The sequence below is a fragment of the Cupriavidus pauculus genome (assembly GCF_002858765.1).
Taxonomy (GTDB): domain Bacteria; phylum Pseudomonadota; class Gammaproteobacteria; order Burkholderiales; family Burkholderiaceae; genus Cupriavidus; species Cupriavidus pauculus_B.
In genome coordinates this window covers 59,989-73,473 of sequence record NZ_PJRP01000021.1, presented here as the reverse complement: position 1 = coordinate 73,473, position 13,485 = coordinate 59,989, and the positions used below count along the sequence as shown (strand labels likewise).

Annotated in this window: 12 protein-coding genes; 3 read left to right on the top strand and 9 right to left on the bottom strand. The window is 65.8% G+C overall.

All coding sequences use genetic code 11. The features are described from left to right. Positions 1–223: 223 nt before the first annotated feature. The 4 genes from clpX to mnmC all read right to left on the bottom strand — a co-directional run bounded on the left by clpX (position 224) and on the right by mnmC (position 6,052). Positions 224–1,501: an ATP-dependent Clp protease ATP-binding subunit ClpX gene (clpX, locus tag CYJ10_RS29645; protein WP_101685013.1), complete on the bottom strand. Its 1,278-nt coding sequence runs from the start codon at positions 1,499–1,501 to the stop codon at positions 224–226. A gap of 277 nt (positions 1,502–1,778) precedes the next feature. Beyond that, entirely contained in the window at positions 1,779–2,429 is a 651-nt protein-coding gene (gene clpP / locus CYJ10_RS29640; protein WP_008651661.1) for an ATP-dependent Clp endopeptidase proteolytic subunit ClpP, read from the bottom strand. Positions 2,430–2,534: 105 nt separating this feature from the next. Continuing rightward, positions 2,535–3,884: a trigger factor gene (gene tig, locus CYJ10_RS29635; RefSeq protein WP_101685012.1), complete on the bottom strand. Its 1,350-nt coding sequence runs from the start codon at positions 3,882–3,884 to the stop codon at positions 2,535–2,537. 158 nt (positions 3,885–4,042) lie between these two features. Further along, positions 4,043–6,052, bottom strand: coding sequence for a bifunctional tRNA (5-methylaminomethyl-2-thiouridine)(34)-methyltransferase MnmD/FAD-dependent 5-carboxymethylaminomethyl-2-thiouridine(34) oxidoreductase MnmC (gene mnmC / locus CYJ10_RS29630; protein ID WP_101685055.1), 2,010 nt, complete (start codon positions 6,050–6,052; stop codon positions 4,043–4,045). Positions 6,053–6,188: 136 nt separating this feature from the next. On the opposite strand from mnmC, the gene CYJ10_RS29625 reads away from it, so the two are divergent. The 3 genes from CYJ10_RS29625 (at position 6,189) to CYJ10_RS29615 (ending at position 8,757) form a co-directional block, all read left to right on the top strand. Further along, a complete protein-coding gene (locus CYJ10_RS29625; protein WP_101685011.1) occupies positions 6,189–7,046 on the top strand; it encodes a 23S rRNA (adenine(2030)-N(6))-methyltransferase RlmJ in 858 nt (285 codons plus the stop codon). A gap of 24 nt (positions 7,047–7,070) precedes the next feature. Then, the gene (locus CYJ10_RS35010; RefSeq protein WP_257993596.1) at positions 7,071–7,508 is read left to right on the top strand and encodes a VanZ family protein; all 438 of its coding nucleotides are present in this window, start codon (positions 7,071–7,073) and stop codon (positions 7,506–7,508) included. Positions 7,509–7,674: 166 nt separating this feature from the next. Further along, entirely contained in the window at positions 7,675–8,757 is a 1,083-nt protein-coding gene (locus CYJ10_RS29615) for a maleylacetate reductase (protein WP_101685010.1), read from the top strand. 58 nt (positions 8,758–8,815) lie between these two features. On the opposite strand, the gene CYJ10_RS29610 is transcribed toward CYJ10_RS29615, so the two are convergent. The 5 genes from CYJ10_RS29610 to CYJ10_RS29590 all read right to left on the bottom strand — a co-directional run bounded on the left by CYJ10_RS29610 (position 8,816) and on the right by CYJ10_RS29590 (position 13,468). Next, positions 8,816–9,850 (bottom strand): LacI family DNA-binding transcriptional regulator, encoded by a 1,035-nt coding sequence (locus tag CYJ10_RS29610; protein WP_101685053.1) that lies wholly within the window; start codon positions 9,848–9,850, stop codon positions 8,816–8,818. A gap of 65 nt (positions 9,851–9,915) precedes the next feature. Beyond that, entirely contained in the window at positions 9,916–10,914 is a 999-nt protein-coding gene (locus CYJ10_RS29605; RefSeq protein WP_101685009.1) for a tripartite tricarboxylate transporter substrate binding protein, read from the bottom strand. A gap of 34 nt (positions 10,915–10,948) precedes the next feature. After that, positions 10,949–12,052 carry a porin gene (locus CYJ10_RS29600; RefSeq protein ID WP_257993595.1) on the bottom strand — a complete coding sequence of 368 codons (1,104 nt, stop codon included), beginning with the start codon at positions 12,050–12,052 and terminating at the stop codon, positions 10,949–10,951. A 91-nt stretch (positions 12,053–12,143) separates the two neighbouring features. Next, complete coding sequence (locus CYJ10_RS29595) at positions 12,144–12,494, bottom strand: cupin domain-containing protein (protein WP_101685007.1); 351 nt, start codon at positions 12,492–12,494, stop codon at positions 12,144–12,146. Continuing rightward, positions 12,491–13,468, bottom strand: a complete 978-nt coding sequence (locus tag CYJ10_RS29590; protein WP_101685006.1) for a quinone oxidoreductase family protein — start codon at positions 13,466–13,468, stop codon at positions 12,491–12,493. The genes CYJ10_RS29595 and CYJ10_RS29590 overlap by 4 nt, the downstream gene beginning before the upstream one ends. Positions 13,469–13,485 lie beyond the last annotated feature (17 nt).

Below are 13,485 nucleotides of genomic sequence, written 5' to 3'. Positions count from 1 at the left end.
ATTCGATTGCAAGATACCCGTCATCAATTCCTGGCACTAAAAATACGTGCCGCAAACTGCACCCGCGACCCACTCTGAAACAGCATACCCGCGTTTGCTCCCGTTAGTTTGTGGAATTGAACAAAAAAAGCCGCTCGCTTTCCAGCGAACGGCAGCTTGAGAGATTCGCCAGTCTGGTTGGGACCACGTGGGTCCGGCACGTTCGGCGTCAGTTGGACCTCGCTTAGTTCGAGCCTGCCACCTTGGGCTGCTGCTCTTCGTACATGAGCAGCGGCGGCGCATCGCCGGTGATCGTGTTTTCGTCGATCACCACCTTCTGCACGCCCTTGTAGTTGGGGAGGTCGTACATGACGTCCATGAGCGATTGTTCGAGGATCGAACGCAGGCCGCGGGCACCCGTCTTGCGGCGGATGGCCTTGCGCGCAATCGCGGTCAGCGCGGCTGGGCGAATCTCCAGCTCGACACCTTCCATGGCCAGCAGCTTCTGATACTGCTTGACCAGCGCGTTCTTCGGCTCGACCAGGATCTGCATCAGCGCGGCCTCGTCCAGCTTGGCCAGCGTTGCCACCACCGGCAGACGCCCGATGAGTTCCGGAATCAGACCAAACTTGATCAGATCCTCCGGCTCGGTCTGCGGGAGCACCTCGCTGACCTCGCGCTCTTCCTTGCTCTGCACCTGCGCGTCAAAACCGATGCCGGTCTTGTCCGAACGCTGCATGATGACCTTTTCCAGGCCATCGAATGCACCACCGCAGATGAACAGGATGTTCGTCGTGTCTACCTGCAGGAAGTCCTGGTTCGGATGCTTGCGGCCGCCTTGCGGAGGCACCGAGGCCATCGTGCCCTCGACCAGCTTCAGCAGTGCCTGCTGCACGCCCTCGCCCGACACATCGCGCGTGATCGACGGGTTGTCGGACTTGCGCGAGATCTTGTCGATTTCGTCGATGTAGACGATGCCGCGCTGGGCCTTCTCGACCTCGTAATTGCAGTTCTGCAGCAGCTTCTGGATGATGTTCTCGACGTCCTCGCCCACGTAGCCGGCTTCGGTCAGCGTGGTGGCATCGGCGATCACGAACGGCACGTTCAGCAGGCGCGCCAGCGTCTGGGCGAGCAGCGTCTTGCCGGAGCCGGTGGGCCCGATCAGCAGGATGTTGCTCTTCGACAGCTCGACATCGTCCTTCTTGCCGAGGTGCTTCAGACGCTTGTAATGGTTGTAGACCGCCACGGCCAGAATCTTCTTGGCCTGCTCCTGACCAATCACGTACTGGTCGAGGCTTTCGCGGATTTCGTGGGGCGTGGGCAGATCCGAGCGCGTGACTGCGGCGGCGTCCTTGTCGGTCGCGGCGGCCTCGTCACGGATAATCTCGTTGCACAGGTCGATGCATTCGTCGCAAATGAACACCGACGGGCCCGCGATAAGCTTCTTTACCTCGTGCTGGCTCTTGCCGCAGAACGAGCAATAGAGAAGTTTCTCGCTGGATGAACCTTTTTTGTCCGCCATAGGAATCAGTCACATTAGCAGTGTGGATCCCACCAGAAACGTCCCGGCGGGAAACGCATTAAACGCATCATACGCCAAAACAATTGGCGCAGTCGGCGGCATCCCCTGCGTGTGGGGCAAAACGCAAAAACGAGGCGCACAGCCTCGTTCCGGTGTAGCCTTCGTCATTTGGCACGACGCAGACCAATGCGGCAGGTGTGCCCGGCTTTGCCGGTCACCGCCCGGACGCTTCCGTTGGGATGCCTCCAGGCCAATGTGCCGGCACACCGGTCAAATTTCAACTGCGGCGGGTGATCACCTTGTCGATCAGACCGTAGTCCACCGCCTGGTCGCCGCTCATGAAGTTGTCGCGATCGGTGTCGCGGGCAATCTTCTCGACCGGTTGACCGGTAACTTCCGACAGGATGCTGTTCAGGCGCTCGCGCAGGTACAGGATCTCGCGTGCCTGGATTTCGATGTCCGAGGCCTGACCACGTGCACCACCCAGCGGCTGGTGAATCATGATGCGCGAATTCGGCAGCGCACTGCGCTTGCCCTTGGCACCCGCAGCCAGCAGGAATGCACCCATGCTCGCCGCCATGCCCATGCACAGGGTCTGCACATCGGGCTTGATGAACTGCATCGTGTCGTAAATCGCCAGGCCAGCCGAAACCGATCCGCCGGGCGAATTGATGTACAGCGACACGTCCTTGTCCGGGTTTTCGCTTTCCAGGAACAGCAACTGGGCCACCACCAGGTTGGCGGTCTGGTCATTGACCTCGCCTACCATGAAGACGACGCGTTCCTTGAGCAGGCGCGAGTAGATGTCATACGCGCGCTCGCCCCGGCCGGACTGCTCGACAACCATCGGCACCAGTCCGAGACCCTGGGTCTCCAGGGCAGAAGCCTGCGTGGTGGCGAGACGATCAAGCAAATCATTGCGGGTCATGCAGGTTCTCCAGATATTCAGGAATGGTGTCAACCGGCCAGCGCGCGAGGCCGGCTGACACAGACCGGCGCCGCGTCAATGCGCGGCATCCGGCCTTGCCCGACCTCAGGCTTGTGCGGGCGCGGCGGTGAGTTCCTCGAACGACACCGACTTGTCCGCAACCTTGGCCTTGTCGCACACGAAATTTACCACGTTGTTTTCGAGCACGTAGGCTTCCATCTCGGCCAGGCGTTGCTGGTCGCCGTAGTACCAGCGCATGACTTCCTTCGGGTCTTCGTAGCTCTTGGCGAAGTCCTCGATCTCGGCCTTGACCTGGTCCGGCTTGGCTTCCAGGCCGTTGGCCTTGACGATTTCAGCCAGGATCAGGCCCAGCTTCACGCGGCGCTCGGCCTGTTGCGCGAACATCTCGGCCGGAATCGGCATGTCCTTCGCGTTCGGCATGCCACGTTGCTCGAGGTCACGACGGGCCATTTCCACCAGGCGTTCCTGGTCCTGTTCGATCAGGGCCTTCGGCACGTCCAGCTCGCTCACCTTCAGCAGCGCTTCCATGACTTCGTCCTTCAGCATGGAATGCGTGCGGCGCTTGACTTCGCGCTCCAGGTTTTCGCGGATGTCGGCGCGCATCTTTTCCACGCTGCCGTCGGCGATGCCGAGCGACTTGGCGAACGCATCGTCCACTTCCGGCAGGTGCGCCCACTCGACCTTCTTCAGCGTGATGGTGAACTCGGCGGTCTTGCCGGCCACTTCCTTGCCGTGGTAGTCCTCGGGGAAGGTCAGCGGGAACGTCTTGCTCTCGCCTTCCTTCAGGCCCAGCGTGGCTTGCTCGAACTCGGGCAGCATGCGGCCTTCGCCCAGCACGTACACGAAGTCCTCGGCCTTGCCGCCGGCGAATTCGACGCCGTCGATCTTGCCGACGAAGTCGATCGTCACGCGATCGCCGTTCTGGGCGGTCACTTCGGCGCCGCCGTCGCCATGGGCGCCGGCTTCACCACGGTGGTGGTAGTGAACACGCTGCTTGCGCAGGATGTCGACGGTCTTGTCGATCTCGGCGTCGCCGATTTCGGTCTTGGTGCGGGTCACTTCGGCCGAGGCCAGTTCGCCGATCTTGACTTCCGGATACACCTCGAACGTGGCTTCAAAAGCCAGTTCGTCTTCGGCAACGCCTTCGGTCTTGATGTCGAACTTCGGCTGACCGGCCACCTTCACGTCCTGGGCCTGGGTGATGTCGAAGAACTTGCGGGCAGCCTTGTCGAAGCGAACTTCAAATTCCACCTGCTGGCCGTATTGCTTCTCGACCATCTTCATCGGCACCTTGCCCGGACGGAAGCCGGACATCTTCACGGTCTTCGACAGACGTACCAGGCGTTCCTGCGTTTCCTTCTGCACTTCGGCCTTGGGGATAGCCAGGGTTACCTTGCGGTCCAGCTTGCCGAGGTTTTCAATGACGTTCGACATGGTCGTTAATCCAATCCAGAAATAGTTGTTGTCGGCGCATCCGTCTGCGCACCTTGCCGCCTGGCCGCGGCCAGTGCTCGCGAGCGGAGGTCTCCGCGCAAACGGAAAACGCGGATTATCGCACGGTTTTCATTCGCTTCCGGCAGTTTTTACCCTAGTCAGTCCTGAATGGGCCCAACATCCTGCCCCGCCGGGTCTGCCGCCTGTCCGTGACGCAGTGCGCGCAGCAGCAGGCGGGCCGGGTCGATGGCATCGGCCAGGTCCGCCTCGAGCGGCAGCGGTTCGCCTTCCAAATGGCAGGCGATCAACTCGGCACCGAGTGCGGCCCATGTGAGGCCACGCGACGCATATGCAAGGGCCGCGTACAGCCCCGGCATGCGAGGCACGTCGCGCAAGTGCGCCCCGCGCAGCGCGTCGGCACGGGCCAGCGACTGCGGTTCGTCGGCCAGGCGGCCGATCAGCGGCAGGCGGTTGTGCGTGACGGTACGCACGCCGACATAGCCGGTCAGCGATTCGGGATCGATACGTGCCAGCGCGGCGGCCCGGTCGGGCAACAGCGACGCCAGACGCCCCAAATTGTCGGCGTGCACCGTGGCGCTCTCGGCCAGCGGACCTGCATCGGGCTCGTAGCTGGAGCCCACGCGTGCCCCACCTTGCTCGCCACGCGGCAGCAGATAGCCGCCGCCGGTGACCACGCAATCGGGCCAGCCGCCCAGCACATCGACCTGGGCCGGGGTCAGATCGGTCAGTTGCCCGCGCACGCGACGCAGTGCCAGGAACCGGCCCGATACCAGGCGTTCGGCCTCATGCGCATTGGCCAGCACCAGCACGGGCGCGCTGGCCAGCACGGCACCCGATGCATCGCGGGCAAGCCACTGCCCGTCGACATGCTCGATGCTATCGACGCGGCACCGGAAGCGGGCATCCAGCCGGTCGCCGGCGGCGGCCAGCTGGGCCTGGCAGATATCGGGCGGCGCGACCCACCCACCCTGCGGAAACCAGAGCCCGCCACGGTCGACCGTGGCGCCATGGGACGCCGCAGCCTCGTCGGGCGACATCCAGCGCACGAACGACTCGGGAAAGCCCAGCGCGTCCAGTGCCGCACGTTGCGCCGCGTTTTCAGTGTCATCCTCGCCGGTCTGCAATACGCCGCAGCCGTGCCAATTCACCGGATGTCCTGCGTCGGCCAGCGCCTGCCAGGCGCGCAGCGCGTGCAGGTTACCGGCGCGCGACAACCGGGACAGCAGGCCGTCGTCGGGCGAAACGTGAGCGTGCATGGCCGCCGCGCGATGCCCGGAGGTCTGACGTGCCGGCCCGTCGTGGGCGTCGAACAGCGTGACGCGCCAGCCGCGTGCGGCCAGCCGCTCGGTGATCGCGCACCCGGCCAGCCCCGCGCCAATGACGATGGCGTGGCGCTCGGCCCAGTGGGCGGCGTCGGGCGGTGCATGGCGCCGAATCTTCCAGAGCGGCGCAAAGCGCGCGACCGTCATCTCAGGCTTGCCGTCACACCCCTGCGCCTTGCTGACCGCGAAACCGGCGGCCTGCAGCCCGCGCTGCACGAATTCGGCCGTCGTGCAGGTGGCCAGCGTCGCCCCCAGCCGCGCCAGCCGGGCCAGCCCGCGAAACACGGTGTCTGACCACATCTCGGGGTTGCGCGACGGCGAGAAGCCGTCCAGGTAAAGCGCGTCGGCGCCAGCCACCAGCTTCGGCAACATGGCTTCCGCATCGCCGAATGCCAGCGTCAGGGTCACCGACCCACCCTCGAACGTCAGGCGATGCAGGCCCGGCAGGGCGTCGGGCCACTGCTGCTGGATCTGCACGGCCAGCGGCGACAGGTCACCCAGGCCGGCATGCAGTTGCGCCAGCCCTTCCCGTGTGAGCGGGTGCTTTTCGATCGACACGAAGTGCAGGCGCGCGCAGCGCTGCGGCGCATCGCGCCATGCCTGCCACGTGGCCAGGAAGTTCAGACCCTGCCCGAAGCCGGTTTCGACGATGACAAACTGGTCGCGCCCGGCCCAGTTGCCCGGCAATCCGTTGCCGGCCAGGAAGACGTGCTGCGCCTGCGCCAGGCCACCGGCAGTGCTGCGATAGACATCGTCGTAACGCGGCGAATACGCGATGCCGTCGTCGGACAGGATGATCTCGGCGGACTCAAGGGTACGCGGCATGAAAGGGAAGAAAATGGAGGAAAAGCAATGGGAAAACGGCCGGAAATGGCGGCGGATGGTAGCATAGCGCCCTTCGCGCAAACCGCCTGCCAGCCCTTGTCCGAGCGAAGTTTGCGCCCCGTCATCCCGCCTTGCCATGCTCAGTTATCGTCACGCCTTTCACGCCGGCAACCATGCCGATGTCCTCAAGCACGCCGTCGTGGTCCAGTTGCTGGACTATCTGACGCAGAAGGACAAGCCGTTCTGGTACGTCGACACGCATGCCGGGGCCGGCCTCTACGCGCTGGATCACGCCTACGCGCAGAAGAAATCGGAATTTGAAACCGGGATCGGGCCGCTCTGGCGCGCCGCGGCCGACGGCCAGGCCCTGCCCGAACTGCTCGAAGCCTATCTTGAGCAGGTTCGCGAACTGAACCGGGATGGCAACCTCAAGCACTACCCGGGTTCGCCGTGGCTGGCCTGGCAGATGCTGCGCGATGCCGACCGTTTGCGCCTGTTCGAGCTTCATAGCACCGAAATCCAGATCCTGCGCGACAACTTTCGCGGCGCCGGCCGCAAGGTGATGCTCTATGACGGCGACGGCTTCAACGGCATCAGGGCCATCCTGCCGCCGCCGCCGCGCCGCGCGCTGGTGCTAATTGATCCCTCATACGAAGACAAGCAGGACTACGCGCGCACCATCGATACGCTCAAGGCTGGCCTGGAACGGTTTGCGACTGGCGTTTATGCGATCTGGTACCCCGAAGTCCAGCGCCGCGAGTCGGTCCAGTTGCCAGCGCAACTGAAACGGTTGCCGCTCAATAGCTGGCTGCACGTGACCCTGACCGTGAAGCATCCGGTCGAAGGCGGCCTGGGCCTGCATGGCAGTGGCATGTTCGTGGTCAACCCGCCCTGGACGCTGAAGGCCGCGCTGCAGGAAGCGATGCCAAAACTCGTGGAATTGCTAGGTCAGGATGGCGGCGCCAGTTTCACGCTCGAATCGCTCGACAACTGAGCAACGGGCGGCTGCAGCACTTCTGTGCCGCAGCCCACAGACGTCGACGATCCGGCGCGCGATGGTGGCGGCATTCCCGCAGATGCCCACCCCGCCTGCAGCCCCCAAGCTGCCGAGATCGCCGTGATCCGCCTGACACCGCCCCACTACCGCATTCTTTTCTCCCTCTGCGCGCTCGCCGTGCTGGTGCTCTCGCTGCTGCCGCCGGATGCTCCCGAACCGACCACCGGCTGGGACAAGACCAATCACCTGCTGGCGTTCGGCACGCTGGCCGTGCTGGGCGTCCGTGCCTGGCCGGCGCGGGCCTGGCATCTGGCCCTGGCCTTGACGGCCTACGGCGCGGCCATCGAAGCCCTTCAGTCGCTGACGGCCTATCGCAATGCGTCCTGGGCCGACCTGCTGGCCGACGTACTGGGCATCGCCATCGGCCTGGCGTTCAGTTTTCGCGCGATCCGGGTCTGAGCATCGACAACCTACCCTGCCGCCGCCCGGTAAGCGGCCAACGCCGAGGGGGCCTGCGCTGGAACAGTGTTGTGCAAACGTGGCGGCTTGCCGCGTGCACGCCCCTCAAATAGTATCGGCGTCACCAACGCGGCGGGCCCACCGCTGCCATCCTGCGAGTGCCGCCATGCATCCATTTGCCTATCAGTCGTTTCCCCAGCGCATCGTCTTCGGATCGGGCAGCCTTGCACGGCTTGCCAGCGAAGTGGACGCCCTGGGTGCCACCCGCGTGCTCGTGCTTTGCACACCCGGGCAGCGCAGGCTGGCCGAAGGGGTGGCCGACGCACTGGGCGCGCGCTGCGCCGGCATTTTCGATGGCGCCGTCATGCACGTGCCCATCGAACAGGCGCGGCGGGCACGCGAGATGGCCGACCAGTGCGGCGCCGACTGCTCGCTGGCAATCGGTGGCGGGTCGACCATCGGCCTGGGCAAGGCCATCGCGCTGGAATCGAGCCTGCCCGTGATTGCCGTGCCGACCACCTATTCGGGATCGGAGATGACGCCCATCTACGGCCTGACCGATGCCGGCCTCAAGCGCACCGGGCGCGATCCGCGCGTGCTGCCGCGAACCGTCATCTACGATCCCGATCTCTCGCTGGGGCTGCCGGCGGCCATCAGTGTGACCAGCGGCATCAACGCCATTGCCCACGCGGCGGAAGGGCTCTATGCCGCCGATCGCAACCCGGTCAGCCAATGGATGGCGCGCGACGGTATCGCGGCGCTGGGCCGTGCGCTGCCCGTGATCGCCGATGCCGCGCCGGGCGCCGATGCCTTGCGCGAAGCGCGCAGCGACGCCCTGTACGGCGCGTGGCTGTGTGGCTCGGTGCTCGGCAGCGTGACGGTCGGGCTGCATCACAAGCTGTGCCATACGCTGGGCGGCACCCTGAACCTGCCCCATGCCGAAGTCCACACCGTGGTATTGCCCCATGCGCTGGCGTACAACGCGCCTGCCGCGCCGGACGCAATGACCGCCATCGCCGATGCACTGGGCGCCGGGCATGGCGATGGTCCGCGTGCGGTGTTCGACCTGGCGGCCCGTCTTGGCGCCCCAACCTCGCTGCGCGAACTGGGCATGTCGGTGGGCGACATCGACACCATCACCGCGTTGGCGCTGCGTAACCAGTACCCCAACCCACGCCCGCTCGAACGCGAAGGGATTCACCAGTTGCTGCAGGATGCCTTTGAAGGCCGACCACCCCGCATGACCTGAGTCGGGGCAGCGGGCACGGGCCAGGAAGGCTGCGGGCCCGCTTCCGCGCGCGGGTGTTTTAGCTGGATGCCCGGGGAGCGGCCGTAGACCCGCGCACCACCAGTTCCGGCCGCAGTTCGATGACGACGCTGGCCGTGAGGGGCTTGGAGATCCGGCGCAGCAGCAGTTCGGCAGCCTGCTCGCCCATGTCGTGCACGGGGATGCGGATGGTGGTCAGCGGTGGCGTCAGCGCATCGACGAAAGGCATGTCGTTGTGGCCGACGATCGATACGTCCTCAGGACACCGGATGCCACGCTCGCGCAGATGGTCGTAGCAACCCATCGCCACGAGGTCGTTCCCGGCGGCAATGGCGGTCAGGCACGGCAGAGCCTCGAACAGCTGCGCGCAAGCCTGGCGGCCCGCGTCGCGCGCATAGCTCTCCGCTTCCACCACGGCATATTCGCCGCGCCGCAGCCGATGGCGCTTTACGGCCTCCAGAAAGCCTTCGCGGCGCGACTCGCCGGTGGAAGTGCTGGCCGGTCCGGCAATGTGCCCGATGCAGCGATGGCCGAGCGACACCAGATGGTCGACCGTCAACGCCATGGCCAGCGCACTGTCGCTGACCACGCACGACGCCCGGCCCGTGTGTTCGCCGCGATTCACCATCACCACGGGGATGCCCACCTTCACGCAGTATTCGAGCAACGGGTCATCGCGCTCGGCGGTGGCCAGGATCAGCCCTTCCACCTGGCGCGCCAGCATCTGGTCGACGACAAAGCGCTGCCGCGTGCGCTCGGTGCCGGCATTCACCACGATCGGCACATAGCCCATCCGGGCCAGCACCGACTCGATGCCCGCCAGGATGGGCGGAAACACCGGGTTCGCGATATCGGGCAGGATCACGCCGACCATCCCCGACCGCTGCGTGCGCAGCCCGGCCGCAATGCGGTTCGGACGAAAACCGCGTGCCTCGGCCAGCTTGAGGATGCGCGCGGCCACCTCTTCGGCCACCAGGTGGCGCGTCGCGGGGTTCATGACGCGCGACACCGTGGAGTAATGCACGTCGACCTCCGCGGCGAGGTCTTTGATGGTCACGCGTTTGCGCTCGGACATGGGACGGCGGACGCCAGGCTGGATCATTGAGATGCGCCATTCTAGCGTCTGCCGGCGGGCTTCCGTCACTCTCCCGCGCGCACCCCGGATTGCCTGACCACCGGGGCCAGCCTGGCGATCTCGGCCTGGATATAGCTGGCAAATTCCTGCGGGGTGCTGGACCGGGGCTCCGCCCCCTGCGCGGCCAGGCGCTCGCGCACGTCGGGCGCGGCCAGCGCCTTGCCAATCTCGGCGTTGAGCGCGTTGACGATCTCCTTCGGGGTCGACGCCGGCGCCAGCACGCCGAACCACGAGTCGAAGGCGTAGTCCGGCAGCCCCGATTCCGCCACGGTGGGGATATCGGGCAGCACACCGGCGCGCCTGGGCGTGGTCACGGCCAGCGCGCGGAGCTTGCCCTGCCTGACAAACGGCATCGCCGACACGCTGGGCGCAAACATCATGTCGCCGCGCCCGGCCATCACATCGGTCAGGGCCTCGCCGGTGCCCTTGTATGGGATATGCACGATATCGATCTTTGCCTGCATCTTGAACATCTCGCCGCTCAGGTGCGTGGAACTGCCCGACCCGGCGGAATCGAAATTCAGGGCGCCTGGCCGGGCTTTTGCCGCCGCGACGATGTCGCGCACCGACTTGTACGTGCTGGCGGCATTGACCACCAGCACGTTCGGTACCGAAGCCACCAGCGATACCGGGGCAAAGTCCTTCAGCGTGTCATAGCCCAGCTTCGGGTACAGCGTGGCATTGATGGCATGCCCCACCGACACCAGGACCAGCGTGTAGCCATCGGGCGCGGACTTGGCCACCGTGGTGGCACCCAGCGTGCCGCCCGCGCCGGGCCGGTTGTCGACCACGACCTGCCATTGGCCGGACTCGCCCATCCTGGCGCCGATGATGCGCGCCAGGATATCGGTGGCGCTGCCAGCGGAAAACGGCACGACCAGCCGGATCGGCTTGGCCGGATACTGCGGCTGCGCGCTCGCCTGCACCGGCACGGCGGCGGCCACGGCCAGCGTCAGTGCGGCAACGGGGCGAAAGGTAACGGGGCTGAAAAACTGTCGAATCATGATGGTCTCCTCGCAACAATGGCCGGGCCCGGCGTCAGAAAAAATGCCGCATGCCGAGCGCAAAGGTCTGCGGATCGGCACCGGCGCTGACGCCAAGCTCGTTGATGGCAAAGTCGTAGATCGCGTTTTTCCTGTTGTTGATGCGGCTGTAGTACGCGTAGAGCGCCGTGCGCTTGGACAGCGGGTAGTCGTACCCCACGGTGAACTGCGTGGCGCCGGTTTCCGGGCCGCTCCGGAAGAAGCCGATGGTGTCCGTGGACGATCCGGTGCCGTTGGGCGCGAACGCAACGCCCACGCGCACGCTGCCCGGCCCGAGCTTCTGCACCAGCGACGCGTAGTAGCCGTTGCGCTGCAGGTCGCCCGTATCGGTGCGGTAGTGCAGATGCTCGTAGACCGCCGCCAGCCGCGTGCCCGGCAGCAACTGGTACGCCAACGCCACCTTCAGCGCATCGTCGTTACGCCCTGCGGCCTGGTAGTGCTGGTGGATTTCGTAGGCAAACGTGGCGCTGAGCGGCCCACGGTCGTAGACCAGCGCCGCCGAATACAGCGCGGGGTTGCGCGGCACCGTCGTCTTTTCCTCGGGCAGCCCCCAGCCCAGCCACAGGCTGGCGCCCCACAGCTGGGGCGACCGGTACTGCAGGATGTTCTTCTGGCGCCGGTCGAAGGAACTGGTGTCCTGGACGTTGTCGGAACTCGACGTCGAGCCATTGCCGATCAGCGCCATGTAGCCGGCAGTGGTCGGGTAGTACGGGTCGTAGCCCGCCGTCGATTCGGTATAGGGCGTCTGCCAGTGCCCCATGAACACCAGCCCGTATTCCCCCTGCAGGCCGACGCGCGAATTGCGGCCGGCGATCTGCCCCTGGCCGGTATCGAGCGACACATTGCTTTCGATCTGCCAGACGGCCTTGAGCGAGCCGCCCAGCCCCTCTTCCCCTCGGAAGCCGAACACCGACCGGTTGTTGGTGAGCCGCGCCGTGCCGCCAAGCCTGGTGCCGTCGGTGGCCGTACTGGCGCGCGAATACTCGATGGCCGTGTTGAGCCGGCCGTAGATCGTCACGCCCTCCTCCGCCAGCGCCGGGGCCGCCAGGCCGGCGGAGATGCAGGCCGAAATGCCGGCCGATACCACCAGCGGGACCATGCGGGGTCGCCTGAAGTTATTTCGCATCGTGGGGGTCTCCTCCTCGTTGTTATGGATGCGTTGCAAACGTTTGCAAAACCAGCACAAAAAATCAGGGTGATGCGCGCGGCGGGTACGGCATCGCCAGCAGCAGCATGGCCGGCAGATTGGATGGATTGCTGACCTGCCGGGCCTCTCCCGGCGCCAGTCGTACCGAATCGAAGCGCCCCAGGGTGACGCTTTCCGATGGCGTCCGGATGCACACCTCGCCCTGCAGGACGACGTAGTGCTTCTCAACAGGCGACGCATCCAGCGACGTGTGGCCGCCCGGCAGGATCACGGACACGCCCATCCACAGGGCGTCGGATGGGCCCGCCTCGTGCCCCTGCAGGCGCAGGCAGTGCATGCCTTCGTGGTTGGCCGGGTAGTAGGCCGGCGCCTGGGCAAATCGGGTCGTGTTCATGGCGTCAGCACCACGCGCTCGGTGGCGCCTTGCAGCACGGCGCGATAGGCGTCCTTGGCATCGGCCAGCGCGTACGTATAGTCCGGCAGCACCGGGAACGGCTTGAGCTGGCCGGCGGCGAACATGGGCGCGAGCGCGTCGAGGATCGACGCACAGGCCTGGCTGTCCATCGCCAGGGTGTCGACGCCCACGTACGTGTGCTGCCCCCGGTAGAACGCGAAGATGTCGAACGGCACCGGCTTCTCGATGGTCGAGATGAATATCTGCGTGGCGCCGATGGCCATGGCCAGGTTGGCCTGCTCGAAATACGGGCTGCCTACCGTGTTGTAGACGATGTCGGCACCGTGGCCGCCGGTTTCGTCGCGGACCACTTCGGAAATGGTTTCGCGGCTGGCATCGATCATGCGCACCGAACCGCTGGCGTGGCCGCGATACGGGTCCGCTCCGCGCTCCACGGCGAAGACGCGCGCGCCCAGCGCGGTGGCAATCTGGATCGTCGCCTGCCCTACCTTGCCGTTGCCGCCGCCGACCAGCACCACATCGCCCGCCTTGGGCATGCCGGAACGCCGCAGGCCTTCGTAAGCCGTGATGAACGGCACGCCCACCGCGCCAGCCTCGATCAGCGACACCGCTTGCGGCTTGGCGCGAACGGCCTCCACGCCGATGCGCAGGTACTTTCCGTGCGTGCCATCCCGACGGATGCCGAGTTCGCCGCCGCTGCCCCATACCTGCTGCCCGACCCACTGGCTGGGGCCGTCGATGACCACACCGGCATAGTCGCGCCCCGGGGTGCGCGGCCAGACGGCATGCGGCATCAGGCCAAGCGTGGCTTTCACATCGCTGGGATTGACCCCGGCGCTGGCCACTTCGACAACGCACTGGCCGGCGCCGGCCTCCGGGCGTGGCATGTCGACGAACGACAGTTCCAGCGCGTCGATGCTCGGGGCTTTCTGGTGAACCTGAATGGTATTCATGATGAATGGAGTGACAG